Raw genomic sequence first — 19,644 nt, forward strand, 5'->3', positions numbered from 1 at the left:
TTTTCTCCTTTCAGTCTGCGAATAAAAGCTCGCCGTTCTCATTAAAGTCTACGCTCCGATAGTCTGCTATGACGGGAATATCCCATTCTCTGCGCAGCAGTTCTCTTCCCTCTTTTCCCTCTCCGATCCCTATAATCTCAGGGATCCCGGCATTTTGGGCCGCCAGAATTCCCGCCGGAGCGTCTTCAACCACAACACACGCGGCCGGAGCACACTGTATGCGTGCTGCCGCCCGGAGATAGATATCCGGTGCAGGTTTTCCAGGGAATGTTCCGTCATGATAGATGAAGTTCTCATGACTAAACCACCGTTCCAGATGCAGCGTCTTGAAATAAAAGTCAACATTCGGGCGATGGGAGCTGGTGGCCACCGCATATGGAATATTCCTTTGCTTCATTTTGGCAAACATCTCCTCCGCCCCATCTGCCATCCTGAAGTTCTCACCCTGCGCCAGGCACATGTTTCGGTAGATCACTTCCTTCTCCTCGCCCAGCCGTTCCGCCTCATCCTTCGAGAACTTTCTTCCGAAAAAATATTCCAGAATGATGTCATTGCTTTTTCCGTGCACAAATTTTAGAAACGCTTCGTCTGATATCTCTTTTCCGCCCTTATCCCTGACCAGCTTTCTCCATGCCGCCTCATTGAACGCCGAGTCAAAGATCAGTGTTCCATTAAAATCAAAGATATATCCCTTCATCCTGGTACTCCTTCCTGTCCGGCTTTTTTTCAGACGTTCATAGAACTGCTCATAGAAATCCTCTGATGTATGATAGGCTCTGAGATAAAATTCCCGCAGCACATACAGGCTGACCTCCCTGATCATTTCCTGATCTTTTGCTTGTTTTACATTTTCCTGCTGCTCCTTCAGATAATAATGCCAGTCTGTGATAAACTGTTCATTTTTTTTCACATCAGGGGTGTCGATCCATTTTTTGACTTTTACCTTTCCCCTGTTTTCCTTTTTACACTCCCTGACCTGAAGGAAATACTGAAAAGCATTGTTCTCATAGATTCTTCCCAGCGGAAAGATCCGGCAGATCCCCGGCCGGAATGCATGGATTCTGCATCTTCCCCCGTCATCCAGGAAGACGCATGCCTCCTCATCGCCGTCCATTTTCAGGTTCGGCAGAATCACTCCGTCCACAACATTTAACTCAATCACCTGATCGATCATTCCTTCAAATGACACGTTCAATCCCGCGAACATTCGGTAAATATCAAGGGGATCCAGCACGATTGAGGTTCCCATCCCCCGGCAGCATGCCGAGCATCCTTCACAGTCCCCGCAGTCAGCTTTAACCATATCATTGGGACCATACAGCCTCCCGTCAGATATTTCTTTTAAATCAATAGTTCTCTCCATGGACTTTTTCCTCTTTTTTAATCAAACAGTACGTTCCACTGCGGATCAGCAGCGGCAGCAAAACACATTCTTATCTGATCCATGTTATTTTTTTCCTCCGCCAGCTTGGGGATCTCACTCAGGCCGAAGAACCGGCTCTCCGTGGTTTCCATATTTTCCTGAAACTCGCCGCCCATGGCCTCACACAGCACAAACACTTTGCAGACACCGTGTATGTATTCGGGGAGATTATGTTTTCTCCTGTCCTGTATGGCAATGAGCCTTACCGCACGGACCTCAAGTCCCGCCTCTTCTCTTGCCTCTTTGACTGCATTGCTGGCGACAGACTGGTCCACATCGACCCATCCGCCCGGGAGCGACCATTTTCCGTTCTTCTCCCTCACAAGCAGTATCTTTCCGTCCTCAAAGACAGCCGCCCGCGTCTCGAGTTTCGGAGTCTGATATCCGGTTTCACCGCAGAACAGATCCCTCACCTGTTCAGGAGGCAATCCGCTCCCCGCACCCGCCATCTCCGCTGCGATCTCCCGTATCCTTTGAAACCGCCCGATATCAAACTCATTTTTGGAGTAGGCCAGACCACACTGTGCCAGAAACTGCAGCTCTCTGACCCATTCGATCCAGCGCTTGTCTTCTTTCATAAATAATAGCCCGCTTTCTTTCTCTGAGTTTTTACCTTTCCATCATAACAATACCGGAGAAAAAAGTAAAGAACCCGAGTTCACATTGAACCCGGGTTCCCTCACCAGTTATATCTTTATGAAAATTTGTAACAGTTCAGGACGGCGTGGAAATTGGTGCAGAAAGCTGCGTCAAGCTTGCTTGTAAGTCGCTTTCTGCACTAATTCCTGCATCGGATGAACATCCGATGCTTCTTGACCGACTTTTTCGGTCAAGAAGATGCGCCGTCCTGAACAGTTACGAAAATTCTATCTCCGTCTGATACAGTGCTTTTTCCGGAAGCAGGTGTGCATTATCTCCCTTACACTCATCCATATATGTGATATAGTCGACCACATAAACGCTTACTTTGCTGGTGTCACGCCCGTGCGTGGAATAGACTTCCACGATGTCTCCCTGAGATTCCAGCAGTTTCCCGTCTGCATCACAGATTGCTACGATATAGTCTGCCGGACTTGCACCTTCCGGAATGATCGCATCTGCCTTTATCTCGTATGCGGTTCTTGTGACCTCAGAGATTCCCACGCCCTCTTCATTCGTCTCATCGACTGTGACTGTCGTGGTCGCGGAATTATCCAGCACGACATCAAAGTTAAATTCCCATTCCCCCTCGTAATGCTTCTGGTCCGTAACCGGAATGGTGAGCGTCTCGCCAGGGTTATCCGGGTCGTTGACTGTCTGCGTCGTGGAAGCGGTCGACAGGTCTGCATATATGTCCGAGATCCGAAGCGTGTAGCCAAACTGATCCGGCACTTCCATGTAACCGCCGGCGCCGTCTGCAAGATACTCCAGATCCATACGGATGATGCCCGCAAACGTCTGATTGTCCTCGAACTGTCCCTCGATATAATACGGCGTCGCCATCCCGTTTTCCGGACTGCATTCGACAACGCCGAGTCCCGCCTCGGAAAAATCGAATCCCACGGAAGTCATCAGCTCCAGTCTGTCATAATCCAGCTGATAGCCCTCCATGTTACTTGTACGTATGAAATCATCTGGGAAGCCCTCTTCATTTTGGATGCTGACTGCCAGATACAGCGCCATACTGTCATAGTATGCCTCCGAAACAGTCACCGTAATGCCGTTTGATGTCTGAACATACTCACTGTCCTCCTCAGCCCCTTCAGGGACCAGGCTCTCAGCATGGCTGCTGTAATCGCCTTTATACGTCACATCCTCCTCCACAGTCTGGAAAATGTGCCCGATCAGCGGAATTTTTTCTGCCAGAACCGGGTTGCTGACAAAGACTGCACATGCGATTGCCGCCACCGCTGCCGTTCCGGTGATGCCTGTCAGCACTTTTCTGAAAGGCCGCTTTACTTTCCCTGATTCTGCTGATCTTATTTTCTGATAAGCCTCCTCCATGCTGCGGTCGATCACTGTCGATTCCGCCGGTTCCTGTCCCAATACTCTTTTCATATCTTCTTCTGAATATTTCATATAACTGCTGCCTCCATTTCTAACGTGTAAAAGCCCTGACGGTTCCCTCTGCCTGCAACTCCTGCCGGATGATCTCTTTCCCCCGATGAAGCCTGCTTTTTACCGTATTCTCCTTCATCTCCATAATCAGCGCAATCTCTTTTGTCGTAAATTCCTCGCCGTAATACAGCTGAAAAATAAGTCTGCTGTCCTCAGGAAGACTGCTGATCATATCCCGAAACTCCTGACCCGCAAAATCATCCTCCCAGACTCCGCTTACCGGTACTTCTTCCATCACAAGACTCCTCTGGTAACTGTTGTACATCCTGTTGCAGTTATTAATAAGAATCCGTATCAGCCATGTTTTGAAATACTTTGCATTCTTTAATTCTTTTAGATGTTCAAATGCATCCAACACCGTCTGCTGCATCACATCGGCTACGTCTTCCTCACTTTTAAAGAAGCCAAATGCGACACGTTCCATCGCCTTTTTATGTTCCTCCATTAACTCAACGAATGCATCCGCATCTCCGCGTTGGGCACGCTTTACCCGTAATGTCATATTAACCTCCGTATCGCCCGGCCGGGGCAGTTTATCCTGTAGTGCGTTTTCAACCGCCTTACACTTATTAGATAGACCAGGCACACGTTTCGTTGCATCGAAATGATATTTGGCAGCTCATTTTTATGCCCAGTGTACGATGGCGTTTTTCAGAAACTCGGCACATCCCGGTATTTCTTTATCATAATACATGCAAAACCGCTCATCAGCCACGTACATCTCAGCGAGTCCTTTGTGCATCTGACTCGTATATCCGGGAGTCGTCATCTCGATCCACTCCCTGTGCAGCAGAACGATCCGGCGCCCTTTTTCACTGTCATATCCCGCACCTTCACGGACTGCTTCTTTCAGTCCGTCCGTGATCTCCTGCTCCAGTTTCTGAAACTGTTCGTAATCCTCAGGTGTCATCTGCAGCATTTTCCGGTTATACTCGTTCACCTGCTGATCCCCATATCTCTCCCGGACTTCCCGGCCGTATTCTTTTTCATTTTTTTCTACCATATCCTGTTTCAATACCTCAAATTTTTCATGATCACTCATCGTTATTTCTCCTTTCATAGACGCTATCGTGCGTTCCACGGCAGATATCACGCTTTCAATACTCATCCTCTGGCGTTTCAGATCCTCCAGATGCTCATTCAGGGCCCTCATGACATCGAAATCATGGTTATACAGAACATCTGCAATCTTTTCGAGGCAGAATCCCCGCTGCCTGTAAAACAGGATCTGCTGCAGCAGGTCAAGCTCCCCGGGACCGTAGAACCGGTAACCGGCATCGCTTGTCCGCAGAGGCTTTAGCAGGCCGATTTCATCATAATATCGCAGGGTACGTGCACTTACACCTGCCATTTTCGATAATTCTTTAATACTGTACTCCATATCATTACCTCCCGTGCCGCATCTGCTGCGGTTCACATCATGGATGGGCGGAAAGTTTCCCCCGCTGCCTCCTGCCGTAAATTAAGTATAGAGGTTTCCGCAGCGTCAAAGTCAAGTATTTATTTGACGATTTTCACGGCTTCATATAATATGATAATAGTAACAGTTAAGACAGCGGGAAGACCTCCTGTCTGTACTGTTGCGATATCAGGACCTGGTATCAACGAAAAGGGGGAATTGCGCTTGGAACTCCAGGAAATTGACGAACAGAAACGAAACGAAAAATTTATACGAATGACACAGATGCCGATTCAGAAAATCATTCCCAGAATGGCAGTACCGACGATCATCAGCATGCTGATCTCGTCCTTTTACAACATGGTGGATACAATCTATGTCGGCCATCTTGACAATACCGAGTCGTCTGCAGCCGTGGGTGTCGCCTTTTCCTTTATGGCGCTGATTCAGGCCATCGGATTCTTTTTCGGACACGGATCCGGCAATTTTATCTCACGCTCACTTGGCAAGAAAGAATATGATAAGGCAAAAAATATGGCTGCCACCGGTTTCTTTCTTCCGATCGCAGTCGGTACACTGATCATGGTACTTGGACTGCTCTTCACCACCCCGCTCTCCAGAATGCTGGGGGCAACCGAAACTGCCCTTCCATATACCAACAGTTATCTGCGCTGGCTGCTGCTCGGCACACCGTTTATGATGTCGTCACTCGTGATGAACAATCAGCTTCGGCTTCAGGGCAGCGCCCAGATTGCCATGGTAGGTATCACATTCGGCGCAGTACTCAATATCGCATTGGATCCAGTTTTTATCTTTAAGCTCGGCATGGGAGTCGGGGGCGCCGCACTCGCCACGATCATCAGTCAGTTTATCAGCTGGCTTCTCCTTTTGGGGGGATGTGCGCAGAAAGGAAATATTTCAATCAGTCTGAAAAACCTGTCCCCTCACATCTGGCAGTTCGGGGAGATCGTGCGGTGCGGGCTCCCGTCACTCTGCCGTCAGGGAATCGCAAGCGTTGCGGTGATCGCTTTAAACTGGGCAGTGAAGGGATACGGCGACTCAGCCATCGCGGCGTTTTCCATCGTGTCCAGGATCACCACCTTCGCGGGTTCGGCCATGATCGGTTTCGGTCAGGGCTTTCAGCCTGTCTGCGGCTTCAGCTATGGCGCCGGACTATACGAGCGGGTCGTCAAAGCCTTCTGGTTCTGCGTTAAGGTTTCCACGGTCATCCTGGTACTGCTCTCCGTCGCCGGATTCATACTGGCTCCCGGCCTGATCTCGCTGTTCCGCAGCGGTGACCCGCTGCTGATCGCCATCGGAAGCCGTGCGCTGCGTTACCAGTGCCTGTCGTTTCCGCTGACCGGGCTGATCATCATGGCAAACATGATGCTGCAGAATATCGGAAAAACTCTGCCCGCGAGTGTGCTCGCCATGGGAAGGCAGGGTGTCTTTTTTCTGCCCCTCCTCCCCCTGCTGTCGGCTTCCGCAGGGCTGACAGGCATCGAATTCGCACAGCCCGCTGCCGATATCCTGACCTTTGCGCTCGCGATCCCGCTTTCCTGTCACGCCGTAAAACTGATGCGTGCGCTTTAATTGTCATTGCTTTCTCTCGATCCCCATACTGATGGCAGTGACGATGATGCATATGAGCCCGGTGACCAAAAACCACAGATTTACCCCGATTTTTTCGGCCACCGGTCCTCCGATCAGCAGTCCGACAGGCATCGCCAGCGAATTGACGATGCCGACTACTGAAAATGCCCGGCCCATCTTCAGCGCATCTATGTTTTCCTGCATATAGGCCATAAACGGTATCGTATGGATATTGCCAAACGCCCCCATAAATCCGCATGAGACCACAAACACCCAGAAAAACCGCATTGCCGGAGGAAGTACTCCACAGGCAGCGGATGAAATCCCGATTCCGAGCAGCCCGATATATGACATTCGTATTTTATTCTGAACCCTGAGCACACTGCCGAACAACACGGCAGCAGCCATCATGCCGACTGCGAATGAAAGCTCCACAGCACTTGCATGCCATGCACTCCCTCTGAAATAACTGCTTGTCATCAGCGGATAGAACGATGCCAGCGGCAGGAAAAAAACCATGCAGACAGTCTCCGCGATGATCAGCACAAGCAGTCTTCTGTCCTCAAAAAAGACATCGATTCCTTCTTTGAACTCCCGCAGAAATTTCTTTTTCTTCTTTTCATGTTCCTGGGGCACCTCAGGGATTTTCACAACCGCCAGCAGACCACTCGCCGCGGCAGCCCCGACCAGATCACTCAGCAGGACTACCGGAAGCGGACATGCCGCATAAAGCGCCGCGCCGATAACCGGTCCCAGCATGAAGGCTCCTGACTGCATAAACTGCGACCATCCATTCGCCCGCACCAGCTCCCCGGGCGGAACGATCTGCGGTATGATCGCCTGAATAGACGGCTGGTGAAACGTACTTCCAATCCCCCTCACCAGCAGGACGAGAAGCGCCGACCATACCGGAAGTTCAAACTTCCACATCATAACTGCAAACACTGCTGCCGCCAGACCAATAAACATATCCGCTGAGATGCAGATCAGCTTTCTGTTCACACGATCAGCAAGGACGCCTGCGAGCGGGCTGAGCAGAATAATCGGCAGATACGCCACCATCCCGGACATACCCAGCATCAGGGGTGACTGCGTCTCACTGGCAATCCACCAGATCAGGGCAAACTGGACTGCAGAACTTCCAACTAACGATACGGTCTGTCCAATTGCCACAGTCATGAATTTCTGTTTCCATTTTAATTGTTCCATTTTATTTCTCCTACATTTTACTTAATCATCAGTCTCCTCATTTTTGACCCTCGAGGCAATAAAAAATGCAGGCACACCATCAAAAGAGATTTTGCCTGCAATACGGTAATGGAACACAGACGGTACAAAACCGCCTGAAATGTCTGATGTCCCTGTCAACCCGTAAAAATAAGCATGACAAAACAGCTCTTTTCATGAAAGAACCGATTTTTCACCACCTGCTTATCTAAAACGGATTACAAACATCAAGACACCTCCCTGAATTTTTATGAATTGTTGTAATAACGACCTCATCATAGCAAACAGGGCTATGTCTGTCAAGCAGTATACATATATTTTATTGAAATACCAAACACTTCATAGTAAGAATTCTGTCAAAGTGTTATAATAGAGTAAAATATCCGGGAGACATGTGATGAAAGAAAAATTAAACTTCAGACAATATCTGACAATCGCGAGTATGCTGTTCGGTCTTTTTTTTGGGGCAGGAAATCTGATCTTTCCCGCGCTGATGGGACAGATGGCCGGAAGGAATGTCTGGCCCGCCATCGCCGGCTTCCTGATCACCGGAGTCGGACTTCCCCTGCTGGGTGTGATTGCACTGGGAAACAGCCGCTGCAGCGGACTGACGGAGATGAGCCAGCGTATCGGCAGGCGGTACGGTGTCTTTTTTACCTGTGCGCTTTACCTGACGATCGGCCCCTTTTTTGCAATTCCGAGATGCGCCACCGTTCCGTTTGCCGTTGGCATTGACCCGCTGTTATCTCAGGGCTCTGGAAGTGCCGTCCCACTGGCGGTATTTTCACTCGTCTTTTTTGGAATTGTTCTGTACTTTTCGCTTCGTCCCGGAGAAATCCTGACCTGGGTCGGAAAAGTACTGAATCCTTTATTCCTGATCTTCCTCGGTGTTCTGATGCTTACGGCATTATGCCGGCCGTCCGGAAATGTCAGCAGCATCATACCGGAAGCGGGCTATTCATCCGGCGCATTCTTTAACGGTTTCCTGGAGGGGTACAATACGATGGATGCGCTTGCCGGCCTGGCATTCGGCATCATCGTCGTCAATGTCATCAGGGGACTCGGCGTGAAACAACCGGGCAATGTTGCCCGCTGTACTGTGAAAGCAGGCGTTTTAAGCTCTTTGATCATGGCGGCGATCTATCTCATTGTCACCATCGCGGGCACACAGAGCCGCGGTCTCTCTCCGTTATGCGGCAACGGCGGGGAAGTGCTCACGTTTATTGCCCGGCACTACTACGGGACGGCAGGCGCCGTGATTCTTGCGCTCACGGTAACCTTCGCCTGCCTGAAGACTTCCATCGGTCTCATCACGAGCTGCAGCGAGACCTTCGTTCTGCTGTTTCCGGGAAAGCTTAGCTACCGCGGCTGGGCAGCCGCCTTTTCCTGCCTGTCCTTTCTGATCGCTAATCTCGGCCTGGATCTGATCATCCGGTATTCTCTTCCTGTACTGATGCTGCTCTATCCGCTCGCGATCACTTTGATTCTTCTGTGTCTGTTCGGCCGTATTTTTGGAAATGCCCGCTGTGTCTACGCCAGCGTAACCGTATTTACGTTTGCTGCTGCACTGCTTGATTTTATCGCCGCACTTCCGGAACAGCTGCAGAGCCTGCTTCACACAGGCTTTCTCATCTCGGCCGCCCGGCAGTGGCTTCCACTGTTTGATCTCGGAATGGGCTGGCTGCTTCCGGCTATTCTGGGGCTTTTCACAGGCCTTATCATCAACAGGAGAAAACAGGTATCCTGACCCTGGTAGCATAAATATTTTCTGCTGACATAGATTTACAGTAAAAGGAAATCTGCAGGTATCTCATGGCTAACATTAATTACAGGAAAATTCTCGGCCTTACATTTCTGATGGCAGCCACATTTTTTGCAGGCAGGCTCGCGGCGAGAATCGTAGATCATACGAAACAGACCATCTTCCACTCGGAAGCTGTCACTGCATCCGCAGACGGTAACTGGGGACTCAGTTTCCAGGAGGAAGGCCAGCCTCCCGTCGCCAATGCCAGTATGGAAGAGCTGAAACAGTTCGACGCCTACTACGCAGAAGACACAACAGAAAAAGTGCTGTACATAACGTTTGATGCCGGCTTCGAAAATGGAAATACGCCGGCTATCCTTGATGCACTGAAAAAACATAACGCACCTGCGACATTCTTCATCGTCGGAAACTATCTCACAAGCAGTCCTGATCTCGTAAAAAGGATGGTAGAAGAAGGCCATACGGTTGGCAACCATACGTACCACCACCCGGATATGTCACAGATATCCACAAAAGAGGCATTTTCCAAAGAGCTGACTGAGCTCGAGACTCTTTATCAGGAGACTGTCGGCAAACCGATGACTAAATATTACAGGCCTCCACAGGGCAAATACAGCGAGAGTAACCTGAAAATGGCTCAGGAACTCGGATATCAGACTTTCTTCTGGAGCCTGGCCTACGTCGACTGGTACCAGGATAATCAGCCGACCAGAGAGGAGGCTTTCGACAAGCTTCTGGGCCGCATTCATCCCGGCGCTGTCGTCCTGCTCCACAGTACCTCCAGTACCAATGCAGAAATACTGGATGAACTTCTCACTAAGTGGGAAGAGATGGGTTACACTTTTAAATCTCTGGATCAGCTGAAAGCGTAGGTGCCAGCCAATGCAGATATATGTCGTTTCACCAGGTGACACCGTAGATACCATAGCATCCGCCTTCCAGGTTCCGGTCGCATCCATTATTTTTGACAATCAGCTGGTATATCCTTACCAGCTCGCTGTCGGGCAGTCCCTGCTGCTGCAGGATGGAGCGCCGCCTCAGCGTCTGCGCTCCGTATCAGTAAACGGATATGCTTACCCCTTTATCAGCCCCTGGGTTCTTCAGGAGACGCTTCCATACCTGACAGACCTGTCCATCTTCTCTTACGGCTTTACCTCTGATGGGAATTTAGTTCCCCCGCTGCTTTCAGAAGAGTGGATGCTGGATGCCGCGGAAGCTGCCCGCACCCGGCCGGTTTTGGTGCTGACTCCCCTTGGACCCGACGGTCGTTTTAATAACGAACTGATCTCCTCCCTCGTCAATAATTTCACCGTTCAGGAACAACTGCTAAATCAGCTGATCGAGACAATGGAGACCCTCGGCTACGGCGGACTTGATATTGACTTTGAGTATATAAAGGCAGAAGACCGCGATGCCTTTACGGAATTTGTCTCCCGTACCGTCGATACCCTCTCTCCCCTTGGCTACCCGGTCTCAGTAGCTCTCGCTCCAAAGACTTCCGCAGACCAGCAGGGTCTTTTATATCAGGGAAAAGATTATCCGGCGCTCGGAGCGATTGCCGATCATGTTCTTTTGATGACCTACGAATGGGGATATACCTACGGTCCTCCGATGGCGGTGGCCCCCCTTTCCATGGTACGCCGCGTTGTTGATTATGCCGTCACGGAAATCGCCCCCGGAAAAATCGATCTTGGGATTCCAAACTACGGATATGACTGGCCTCTGCCGTTCGTGCGGGGTGAGACAGCAGCAACCACCATCGGCAATGTCGAAGCCGTACGGCTGGCAGTCCGCTACAATGCCGTCATCCAATTTGACGAGACTGCCCAGTCCCCCTACTTTTATTATGAAAATGAAGGCATCACACATGAAGTGTGGTTTGAGGATGCGCGCAGTATCCGGGCAAAGCTCGGGCTGATTCAGGAATACGGCTTAAGAGGAGCGGGATACTGGCAGATTATGCAGTGGTGGCGGGCAAACTGGCTGTTGATGGACGATATGTACACGATAAATAAAAGAAGCGGGGGCACCTGATAATATCAAGTGTCCCCGCTATTCATAAATTCGCTGTCTGTTTATTCTTTTCCATTGAAGCAGTACGTACAAAGTTTACACGGAGAAATTCCAATTGATTCCTCCAGGTCATCCAGCCTGTGGTAGCGCAATGACGTGAAATTCTGCTCTTTTCTGATCACCTCCAGCATCTGCTCATAGCGGCGGCTGGACGGATCTGCGTATTCGTCCAGAATCTCCTGAGAGACCTGATCGCCTTCCCTGTCCTTAATGATGCGTCTCGTGATCAGATCAAGTTCGGATTTTGAGCGCGAGAAGTTCAGATATTTACAGCCGTACATAAGCGGCGGGCAGGCTGGACGGATATGTACTTCCTTTGCCCCGCTCTGGTACAGGAAGTCCGTTGTCTCCCGAAGCTGTGTCCCTCTCACGATGGAATCATCGATCAGAAGAAGTTTCTTGTTCTGAATCAACGCCTTTACGGGAATGAGTTTCATTCTGGCTATCAGATTCCTCTGATCCTGATTCTGCGGCATGAACGACCGCGGCCATGTCGGTGTATATTTAATGAAAGGACGTGCATATGGGATCTTGGATTCGTTGGCGTAGCCGATCGCATGCGCTATCCCCGAGTCTGGAACACCTGCAATAATATCCGGGTCCACGGTCCCGCTGTCTCTTTTCGCCAGCATACTGCCGCAATTGTAGCGCATTTCTTCAACATTGACACCTTCGTAGGAGGAAGTCGGGTACCCGTAATATACCCACAGGAAGGAACAGATCCGCATCTCGTCTCCCGGTTCACTTAATGTCTTTATCTCATCCGGTGTGATAAAGACGATCTCTGCCGGACCCAGTTCCTTGCAGTCGCTGTACCCGAGATTGATGTATGCGAAACTTTCAAAGGAAACACAGTGAGCACCATCCTTTTTGCCGATGACCATCGGCGTCCTTCCGTAGCGGTCACGCGCCGCATACAGTCCTTCTTTCGTCATCAGCAGTATCGTCATGGAACCGTCCACAATTTCCTGTACATAGCGAATGCCCTCTGTGATCGTTTCTTTTTTGCAGATCAGTGCTGCCACCAGTTCTGTCGCATTGACCTGTCCGCCGCTCATCTCCTGAAAATGTGTATTCCCATTCTCATATACATATTTCAGCAACTCATCCATGTTGTTGATTTTTCCAACTGTTGCGATGGCGAAGCTTCCGAGGTGCGACTGCACCAGCAGCGGCTGCGGCTCGTAATCGGAGATACATCCGATTCCCAGATTACCTTCCATCTCATCTACATCACGCTCAAACTTCGTCCGGAAAGGTGAATTTTCAATGTTATGAATCGCGCGCTGGAATCCACGCTCCCCGCATGTTGCCATTCCACCTCTTCTGGTTCCCAGATGTGAGTGATAGTCCACACCGTAAAACAGTTCCAATGTACAGCCTGTTTTCGAAGCGACTCCAAAAAATCCTCCCATAAATGATTTCTCCTTTTTCTGCTATATGTTTGTTATGTATTGTTTTCTATTACTACTTTACCATAACTGTATCTGTCCGGTAAAGGGATGAACACATTTTAACCACACTTTTTCTACACATTCTCCTTATTTTCATAACAAATTAACCACATTTTTTTTCTATACTGTGTATAAAGTCAAAAAGAGAAAACAAGCAAAGGAGATGTGGGGATTATGACCAATAAAAACAATATAAAAAGAATTTCAAGAAAACTGGGAGGCATTGTACTGAGCGCCGTACTCTTCGGCGGAACTGCCGCATTTGCATTTCAGGGTGTCAATGCCCTGACAGCCGCCGGTTCGCCATCCGAAACGGCTTCCTCGGAAAACACAGATGATACCAAAGTCGCCCGCCTGAATACAGCCGGTTCGGACTCTACACCGGCAGGAAGCATGGATGTTTCTGAGATCGCCTCCAATGTAATGCCGTCCGTCGTGGCGATCACCAATAAATCCGTTCAGGAAGTACAGGATTACTTCGGAATGTTCGGCACCGGAGGCGGCATTCAGACACAGGAAGTAGAAAGCCGCGGTTCCGGTATTATCATCGGACAAAATGACAGCGAACTGCTGATCGCTACCAATAACCACGTGGTTGACAGTGCCGACACCTTATCCGTATGTTTCGTCGACAACAGTGTCTACTCTGCTTCCGTAAAGGGCACAGACGCCGATAACGATCTGGCTGTGATTGCAGTTCCTCTGGATCAGATTTCCGGGGATACCATGTCCCAGATCAAAGTGGCCGCCATCGGCGATTCAGATTCCCTGTCCGTCGGCGAACAGGTAGTCGCTATCGGCAACGCGCTCGGCTACGGGCAGTCCGTAACAACCGGTATCGTCAGCGCACTGGACCGCAAGATCGACGATAATGAGAACTCTCCAGCACTGATCCAGACCGACGCGGCGATCAATCCGGGCAACAGCGGCGGCGCCCTTGTCAATATGAATGGTGAACTTATCGGCATCAACTCTGCCAAATTTGCCTCGACGGAAGTGGAAGGCATGGGTTATGCGATCCCGACTGCAACGGCATCGCCAATTATCCAGGAACTGATGAATCAGCAGACTCGTGAAAAAGTCTCTGCAGAGAACAACTCCTATCTGGGAATTTCCGGACAGGACGTGGACAGCGAGACGTCTGCCGCATATAATATTCCCACCGGCGTCTATGTATCCTCCGTCACCGCCGAGAGTCCTGCGGGACTGGCGGGTATTCGCCAGGGAATGGTCATCACCGGTTTTGACGGCAAGAGTATTTCCGGGATTGAAGAACTGAAACACACCCTGCAGTATTATGCCGCAGGAGAGACAGTAGACCTTACAGTGCAGGTCAATGACAGCGGTACGTATGAGGAACAGACTATTTCCGTAACCCTGGGGTCTTCCGCTCAGGATTCAAATTCTGTAGATACCGTTCAGAGATAGGAACACGACGGCATGAAAGAAAAACACCCCCGCCGGAGTCAGTGCCTGACAGCATTGAAATCTCCGGCGGGGATTTTTTGTACTTATTTATGCGGGAGAATCCGGGATCTCACTCACACAGTCTCTCAGTTTATGGCTTTAACTGCACGCAGCTCAATATAGCCCCTCGTGCCGATCGGTTCGAGCTGTATGCGGGGATTGGAATCATCCCAGGCGTATCCCGTCACAGAGGGCTCGTACGTCTCCATTGCATGCTGCACCTGCTCAATCGCCTCACAGTAATACTCCTCCTCAAAGGGCTCGCCCTGAAACATCAGATATTTTGCTGCCGGCAGCTCTATCACTTCAAACCCCTCGGGAACTTCGCCCGCACATCCCGGAGCCAGTTCTACACCCTGTACATACTCCGAAGTTCCGGGCCTGCGGTAATCATCGGGCAGCCACAGGCATACCGGTTCACCACTGATCGACCGGATGCTGCTCAGGATCCCCCAGACATCACATCCAACCTCATCGCAGTATGCAAAGTAGTCCTTCGCATTGACACCACGTTTTATGATGACTTCTCTTACCGGCTTGTCTACAAGCTGAATAAATACATGTTTTACGCTTTCCATTGTCTTCCTCCTTTTGACGGTCTGATATTTTACGCCATAGGGGATGAACAGGCAGATCGGAACCGGATGTTCTGCGTACGCCCGGGGATTGCATCCAAATTCCCGAAAAAAAGCCCGCTGATATCCGTCAACACTGCCGAATCCAAGCTCAAATGCTATGTCTGCAACTTTCACTTTTTCATCGCGCAGCTTAAGTGCCGATTTTGACAGCCTGTGTCTCCGGATATAATCGGAAGGCGTCAGATTCGTCCACCGGATAAACAGACGGTAGGAATGCCACGGAGAATAACACGCCGCTTTTGCCAGGTCTGCCATTTTAATATCCTCATACAGATGGGCATCAATAAAATCCTGCATCCTCTGTACTGCTTCTATCTGTTCCTGCATCTCTCTCACCACCCTATATCGGCATTGTATCGTCTCCGCCAAAAAAATTCTCGACTAAATTTGCTGTTGTCTCCCGAAAACCAGTTCCTCAAATTGATCGACCGGCATTGGCCTGGCAAAATAATACCCCTGTCCGATATCACAGGATATTGATCTCAGAAACTCCATCTGGCTGCGGGTCTCAATGCCCTCGGCAACTGTTACAATGGACAGATCCTTTGCGAGCTGAATCATGTTGCGTATGATGGCTTCCCCGCGCGTGGAATCCGACTGTTCAGATAAAAACTCTTTATCCAGTTTCACTTCATCGATATCGAGCTCTTTCAGTGTATTGAGCGAGGAATATCCGCTTCCAAAGTCATCCATGGAGACAGTGAAACCAATCTTATGAAGCTGACGGATCACATGTTTAATCTGTTCCAGGTTGTTCATGGAAACGCTCTCCGTCACCTCCAGTATAATCTGAGAAGGTTCCAGATGATAGCGGTCTACAATCTTATGAAACCGCTCCAGATACTCCTCATCATAGAAAAACAGCCGCGACTGGTTCACCGATACCGGCACCGTCCCATACCCAGCCTCCTTCCATCGGGAAAGACAGCGGCAGACCTCCTCCAGCATATACATATCCAGGTTGGTGATAAACCCATTCTGCTCGAATACAGAAATAAATTCATCCGGATAATAAACCGTGCCGTCCTTTGCATGCCAGCGCACCAGGGACTCTGCACTGATGACCTCCATCGTTTTCAGGTCATACTTAGGCTGCAGCACCATCACAAACTCTCTGCTGTCAAGCGCATCATGCATCCTGCTCTCGATTTCACTCTTTTTACTGGCCTGCTGATGCAGTTTCTCATCGTAAAAAGCAATTGGCTTCTCATCGTTTCCCTTCACGCTGTTCAGTGCCAGCATCGCGCGGTTCATTATGGTATCCAGATCCGCATGTAGTGAAAAATTGTAACCGTCAATAATTTTAACACCCCAGTTGGTGATGATATGATAACTCTGGTTTTGACTGAGTTTAAAACTATTGATCCGTTTCCGTATCTGCTCCAAACGCCCGGTCAGGGCTTCTTTCCCCGGATATTTCAAAAGCATCCCGAAACGGTCCGCGCTGTCGCGATAATACAGCTCATCTTTTCCCGCCGCATTTGCAAGAACTGCGGCAATATGCTTCAGCAGTTCATCCCCTTTTCCGTATCCGTAAAACTCGTTGATGAATTTAAATCCGCTGATATTCATAAGAACCATCGCATACTCCTGCGTGCCTCCCAGCAGTCCGGGCACCCCGGTGATGAACTGATTGCGGTTCCCCGCTCCCGTCAGCAAGTCCGTATAGGCGAGCTTGCGCATACTCTCCTGGCTTTTTCGAATCAGCCGGTTGATATAGATGAACAGGATACTGAACATCACGATGATGCAGACCATCACCCCGAGAAAGACCGTGATCAGCGTATCAAAGTTGTGGTTCAGAAAATCCTGAGGTACCAGGCAGAACAGCTGCCAGTCATTGATTCCCACCGGCATGATGGTGACCCAGTAATGTTCGCCGCGATACTCAAATACGGTAAAAGAGGTCTCTCCATCCATGAGATTATTTAATACTTCCTGTTTGGTTGTCTCCTGAATATCCCCCATATCAAATATATTGTCAAGCTGTTCCTGAATCACCACATGGCTGGACCGGATGATAAAGTCTCCGTTTCGGTCAATAATGTGTGCAAACGCCTTCCCGCCGAAAATCTCCTGTTCGATGATGTTGGAAAATGAAGAAGTCAGCATGGAGGCGGTGAGAACTCCGACGATCTGCTCGTCATGGTAGACCGGAACCCCATAGCAGATAATATCATTCCCCGTATATTCATCGATCATCTTCTCTGAGACAGCACACTCCCCGCTGAGTGCCCGGTCCAGGAAAGTTTCACGGCTGACGTCCTGCCCATACCGTCTGCTGCCACGCGAATAGATAAAGTATCCTGTTTTTTCCGGCGTGACAAAACCTATGGAGAAGAAACCGCTTCGGCTGCTCTCCACTTCCAGATAGGACAGTGCCTTCTCGAGATCAAAAGAATCCGTCTGCCCGATAAACGCAGAGAGTGCTTCCAACGTCTGAAAGTTCCCGTCCAGCTGTGCAGTAATGATATTCTTATACTGTGTCACAATCTCATCCAGATACTGCTTGGCTTCCTGGCGCTGTGCCTTCTGGATACTGGTATAGGTTATCACACTGATTCCAATGAGAATGGCACTGATAACCACCACCAGGATTCCGGAAACCAGAACCTGCTTTTTTATGTTCGTTTTGTCCAATTCTCTGCCCTCATCCGCATTGCAATATAGTTACATTCTTATCATACACGAAGGTCTCTGAATGTTCAATACCCATGCCGGCGGGGTCATCGCTCCAATCCGATACGCCTATTTAATCTTAAATGTCGCCGGTTCTTTCCGCACTGACAGCAGATTATGTTCAAGTCTCTCTTTCAGCGCTTCAAACTGCGGTCCGTATACCTTCCGGGAATGCTCCGGGCAATTTTTCACGCAGGCCAGACAGTCGATACACTTTCCGGCATCCGTCTCCCTCGGATTTTCCCGTGACACGGCACCGACCGGACAAACCTGTACACATTTCCCGCATTCTGTACACGTCTCATCGCCCGCAGGACAAAACGGCATCACCATGGTATCCCGGTATGGATGGTTCCCGGGAACTTTTAGCTCTCCCTTTTTCCAGTCTCCCCGCTTCATGATTTCCAGAATCCCGGCGGCAAATTCATCCACCGCCCGCAGATCAGAATCGTCCGGGCGGCCGGCGGCAATACGGTCCGAGAATGTATGAGGCGCCAGCCAGGCGCCTGCGGCAATACCGATGAACCCGTTGGCTTCACAGATTTCTTTTTCCTCCAGGAGCGCATCGTCAAATTCGCGGTTGCCATAGCTTACATTGAACACTGCCGGAGTATCGCAACCTTTGATTTTCTCAAAAATCCCGCCCTCTATCTGCGGAAGCCGTCCGGCATAGACCGGTGCTCCGAAGATCACCACATCATCGGGGCCAAAGGTATATTCCCTGCTACGGTTTTCGGGCACTGTCAGATCAATGGTGCAGACCTTTGCTGACAGCCGCCTGGCAATCTCTGTCACATACGCCTGTGTTCCTTTTGTCGGACTGAAATACACTGCGGTTACTTTTTTCATTCTTACCAACCCCTTTTCACATTTGTAATCTAATTCCACTAATTCCCATGATGATTAACGCATTTTCTGGCACTCGGGACAGAAATAAACAGTCCCTCCCAGATAAGTTGCCTTCTGTATGGCAGTTCCACAGTACGGACACGGTTTTCCTGCTGTTTTCTTACTTAATCTGGTACAATAACCGCCGCTTTCGCCGTAAAGATCCTTTTCCGTATCCCTGCCTCCGGCTTCAATCATCTTCTGGAGTATCCCCGTGACAGCCCCATATACCCTCTTCCAATCGGAATTTTGAAGCCTTCCGATTTTCTGTTTTGGATGCAGCCCCGATTCCAGCAGGATATCCTGAAGTACTCCATTTCCCAATCCCGGAATCCTCTGATTCGTTGCAAGAAAAGTCTTCATCGAAATGTTTTCGCCTGCCTCGTCGCGGAGTGAACGAAAATATGCAGGGTCAAACGCATCGGTACACGGCATCGGTTTTTCTTTTGCCACCTGATAGTAAAAGTTGTCATACGTTTCCGGCTGAAACAGTGACATAACCCCATACATCTGCACTGTGCAAAGCAGAGAACTGTCATCCGCAAAGGTGATCCGCATCTGATACTTTGCGGGCAGTTTTTCTCCCGCCGGATAGAATCTGAGGTTCGTGCCGTCCCCGGCCACGAACCGGTATTCATCCAGCGTCATTTCCACCATACTGCCGATTCCACAGGTTTCCCCCACCGTCTTTCCTTCCATAATATGTTGGTACTCCTGCGGCGTCTTCGTGTACCATGCGAAACCGTGTTTTGTGTGCTCCGTCTCGACTTCAGTGATCCGCTTGCCCATAACCGTATCATTCAGTTGTCTTGCAATTGTTAAACTCTCCGGTATTTCCAGCATTTTATGGTCTCCTCTCCCGATATTTTGTGTCTCATCTCATCATAACATTTATAAGCTGACACCATATGTCATGTTTGTCGTGATGGATGGTCCGGGAT

General features: G+C 49.8%; 16 protein-coding genes. 5 read left to right on the top strand and 11 right to left on the bottom strand.

Features of this window, described 5'->3' with window-relative positions:
• Positions 1-10 precede the first annotated feature (10 nt).
• The 5 genes from NQ502_RS19455 to NQ502_RS04600 form a co-directional block, all read right to left on the bottom strand.
• Positions 11-1,363 carry an HAD-IA family hydrolase gene (locus NQ502_RS19455; RefSeq protein WP_083963452.1) on the bottom strand — a complete coding sequence of 451 codons (1,353 nt, stop codon included), beginning with the start codon at positions 1,361-1,363 and terminating at the stop codon, positions 11-13.
• A gap of 17 nt (positions 1,364-1,380) precedes the next feature.
• Positions 1,381-2,001, bottom strand: a complete 621-nt coding sequence (locus NQ502_RS04585) for an NUDIX hydrolase N-terminal domain-containing protein (protein ID WP_028529660.1) — start codon at positions 1,999-2,001, stop codon at positions 1,381-1,383.
• A gap of 277 nt (positions 2,002-2,278) precedes the next feature.
• Positions 2,279-3,481 (bottom strand): DUF4179 domain-containing protein, encoded by a 1,203-nt coding sequence (locus tag NQ502_RS04590; protein ID WP_028529661.1) that lies wholly within the window; start codon positions 3,479-3,481, stop codon positions 2,279-2,281.
• 19 nt (positions 3,482-3,500) lie between these two features.
• Positions 3,501-4,022 (bottom strand): RNA polymerase sigma factor, encoded by a 522-nt coding sequence (locus tag NQ502_RS04595; protein ID WP_044983489.1) that lies wholly within the window; start codon positions 4,020-4,022, stop codon positions 3,501-3,503.
• 123 nt (positions 4,023-4,145) lie between these two features.
• On the bottom strand, positions 4,146-4,901 hold the full coding sequence (locus NQ502_RS04600) for a MerR family transcriptional regulator (protein WP_028529662.1): 756 nt from the start codon (positions 4,899-4,901) through the stop codon (positions 4,146-4,148).
• A 243-nt stretch (positions 4,902-5,144) separates the two neighbouring features.
• On the opposite strand from NQ502_RS04600, the gene NQ502_RS04605 reads away from it, so the two are divergent.
• Positions 5,145-6,512, top strand: coding sequence for an MATE family efflux transporter (locus NQ502_RS04605; protein WP_242830290.1), 1,368 nt, complete (start codon positions 5,145-5,147; stop codon positions 6,510-6,512).
• Positions 6,513-6,515: 3 nt separating this feature from the next.
• Here NQ502_RS04605 and NQ502_RS04610 read toward each other — a convergent pair whose 3' ends face one another.
• Positions 6,516-7,721 carry an MFS transporter gene (locus tag NQ502_RS04610; protein WP_028529664.1) on the bottom strand — a complete coding sequence of 402 codons (1,206 nt, stop codon included), beginning with the start codon at positions 7,719-7,721 and terminating at the stop codon, positions 6,516-6,518.
• A gap of 415 nt (positions 7,722-8,136) precedes the next feature.
• Between NQ502_RS04610 and brnQ the strand changes: the two genes are divergently transcribed.
• The 3 genes from brnQ to NQ502_RS04625 all read left to right on the top strand — a co-directional run bounded on the left by brnQ (position 8,137) and on the right by NQ502_RS04625 (position 11,538).
• Positions 8,137-9,486 carry a branched-chain amino acid transport system II carrier protein gene (gene brnQ, locus NQ502_RS04615; RefSeq protein ID WP_028529665.1) on the top strand — a complete coding sequence of 450 codons (1,350 nt, stop codon included), beginning with the start codon at positions 8,137-8,139 and terminating at the stop codon, positions 9,484-9,486.
• A gap of 65 nt (positions 9,487-9,551) precedes the next feature.
• Complete coding sequence (gene pdaA / locus NQ502_RS04620) at positions 9,552-10,376, top strand: delta-lactam-biosynthetic de-N-acetylase (RefSeq protein WP_028529666.1); 825 nt, start codon at positions 9,552-9,554, stop codon at positions 10,374-10,376.
• A 10-nt stretch (positions 10,377-10,386) separates the two neighbouring features.
• The gene (locus tag NQ502_RS04625) at positions 10,387-11,538 is read left to right on the top strand and encodes a glycosyl hydrolase family 18 protein (protein ID WP_028529667.1); all 1,152 of its coding nucleotides are present in this window, start codon (positions 10,387-10,389) and stop codon (positions 11,536-11,538) included.
• Positions 11,539-11,579: 41 nt separating this feature from the next.
• Here NQ502_RS04625 and NQ502_RS04630 read toward each other — a convergent pair whose 3' ends face one another.
• Positions 11,580-12,992: an amidophosphoribosyltransferase gene (locus tag NQ502_RS04630; RefSeq protein ID WP_028529668.1), complete on the bottom strand. Its 1,413-nt coding sequence runs from the start codon at positions 12,990-12,992 to the stop codon at positions 11,580-11,582.
• A 213-nt stretch (positions 12,993-13,205) separates the two neighbouring features.
• Between NQ502_RS04630 and NQ502_RS04635 the strand changes: the two genes are divergently transcribed.
• A complete protein-coding gene (locus NQ502_RS04635) occupies positions 13,206-14,459 on the top strand; it encodes a S1C family serine protease (protein WP_049898357.1) in 1,254 nt (417 codons plus the stop codon).
• 125 nt (positions 14,460-14,584) lie between these two features.
• On the opposite strand, the gene NQ502_RS04640 is transcribed toward NQ502_RS04635, so the two are convergent.
• From NQ502_RS04640 to NQ502_RS04655, 4 genes are all read right to left on the bottom strand, one after another.
• The gene (locus tag NQ502_RS04640) at positions 14,585-15,463 is read right to left on the bottom strand and encodes a helix-turn-helix domain-containing protein (RefSeq protein ID WP_028529669.1); all 879 of its coding nucleotides are present in this window, start codon (positions 15,461-15,463) and stop codon (positions 14,585-14,587) included.
• A 54-nt stretch (positions 15,464-15,517) separates the two neighbouring features.
• Entirely contained in the window at positions 15,518-17,776 is a 2,259-nt protein-coding gene (locus NQ502_RS04645) for an EAL domain-containing protein (RefSeq protein ID WP_028529670.1), read from the bottom strand.
• A 108-nt stretch (positions 17,777-17,884) separates the two neighbouring features.
• Entirely contained in the window at positions 17,885-18,664 is a 780-nt protein-coding gene (locus tag NQ502_RS04650) for a 4Fe-4S binding protein (RefSeq protein ID WP_028529671.1), read from the bottom strand.
• Between the two features lie 54 nt (positions 18,665-18,718).
• A complete protein-coding gene (locus NQ502_RS04655; RefSeq protein ID WP_028529672.1) occupies positions 18,719-19,546 on the bottom strand; it encodes a formamidopyrimidine-DNA glycosylase in 828 nt (275 codons plus the stop codon).
• Between the last annotated feature and the right edge of the window lie 98 nt (positions 19,547-19,644).

It is taken from the genome of Ruminococcus gauvreauii (assembly GCF_025151995.1).
Lineage (GTDB): Bacteria > Bacillota > Clostridia > Lachnospirales > Lachnospiraceae > Ruminococcus_G > Ruminococcus_G gauvreauii.

What these genes read in the sequence shown, in the direction of transcription:
- NQ502_RS19455 (WP_083963452.1), bottom strand. Translation starts at nt 1,363, where the DNA reads ATGGAGAGAACTATTGATTTAAAAGAAATATCTGACGGGAGGCTGTAT.
- NQ502_RS04585 (WP_028529660.1), bottom strand. Translation starts at nt 2,001, where the DNA reads ATGAAAGAAGACAAGCGCTGGATCGAATGGGTCAGAGAGCTGCAGTTT.
- NQ502_RS04590 (WP_028529661.1), bottom strand. Translation starts at nt 3,481, where the DNA reads ATGAAATATTCAGAAGAAGATATGAAAAGAGTATTGGGACAGGAACCG.
- NQ502_RS04595 (WP_044983489.1), bottom strand. Translation starts at nt 4,022, where the DNA reads ATGACATTACGGGTAAAGCGTGCCCAACGCGGAGATGCGGATGCATTC.
- NQ502_RS04600 (WP_028529662.1), bottom strand. Translation starts at nt 4,901, where the DNA reads ATGGAGTACAGTATTAAAGAATTATCGAAAATGGCAGGTGTAAGTGCA.
- NQ502_RS04610 (WP_028529664.1), bottom strand. Translation starts at nt 7,721, where the DNA reads ATGGAACAATTAAAATGGAAACAGAAATTCATGACTGTGGCAATTGGA.
- brnQ (WP_028529665.1), top strand. Translation starts at nt 8,137, where the DNA reads ATGAAAGAAAAATTAAACTTCAGACAATATCTGACAATCGCGAGTATG.
- pdaA (WP_028529666.1), top strand. Translation starts at nt 9,552, where the DNA reads ATGGCTAACATTAATTACAGGAAAATTCTCGGCCTTACATTTCTGATG.
- NQ502_RS04625 (WP_028529667.1), top strand. Translation starts at nt 10,387, where the DNA reads ATGCAGATATATGTCGTTTCACCAGGTGACACCGTAGATACCATAGCA.
- NQ502_RS04630 (WP_028529668.1), bottom strand. Translation starts at nt 12,992, where the DNA reads ATGGGAGGATTTTTTGGAGTCGCTTCGAAAACAGGCTGTACATTGGAA.
- NQ502_RS04635 (WP_049898357.1), top strand. Translation starts at nt 13,206, where the DNA reads ATGACCAATAAAAACAATATAAAAAGAATTTCAAGAAAACTGGGAGGC.
- NQ502_RS04640 (WP_028529669.1), bottom strand. Translation starts at nt 15,463, where the DNA reads ATGCAGGAACAGATAGAAGCAGTACAGAGGATGCAGGATTTTATTGAT.
- NQ502_RS04650 (WP_028529671.1), bottom strand. Translation starts at nt 18,664, where the DNA reads ATGAAAAAAGTAACCGCAGTGTATTTCAGTCCGACAAAAGGAACACAG.
- NQ502_RS04655 (WP_028529672.1), bottom strand. Translation starts at nt 19,546, where the DNA reads ATGCTGGAAATACCGGAGAGTTTAACAATTGCAAGACAACTGAATGAT.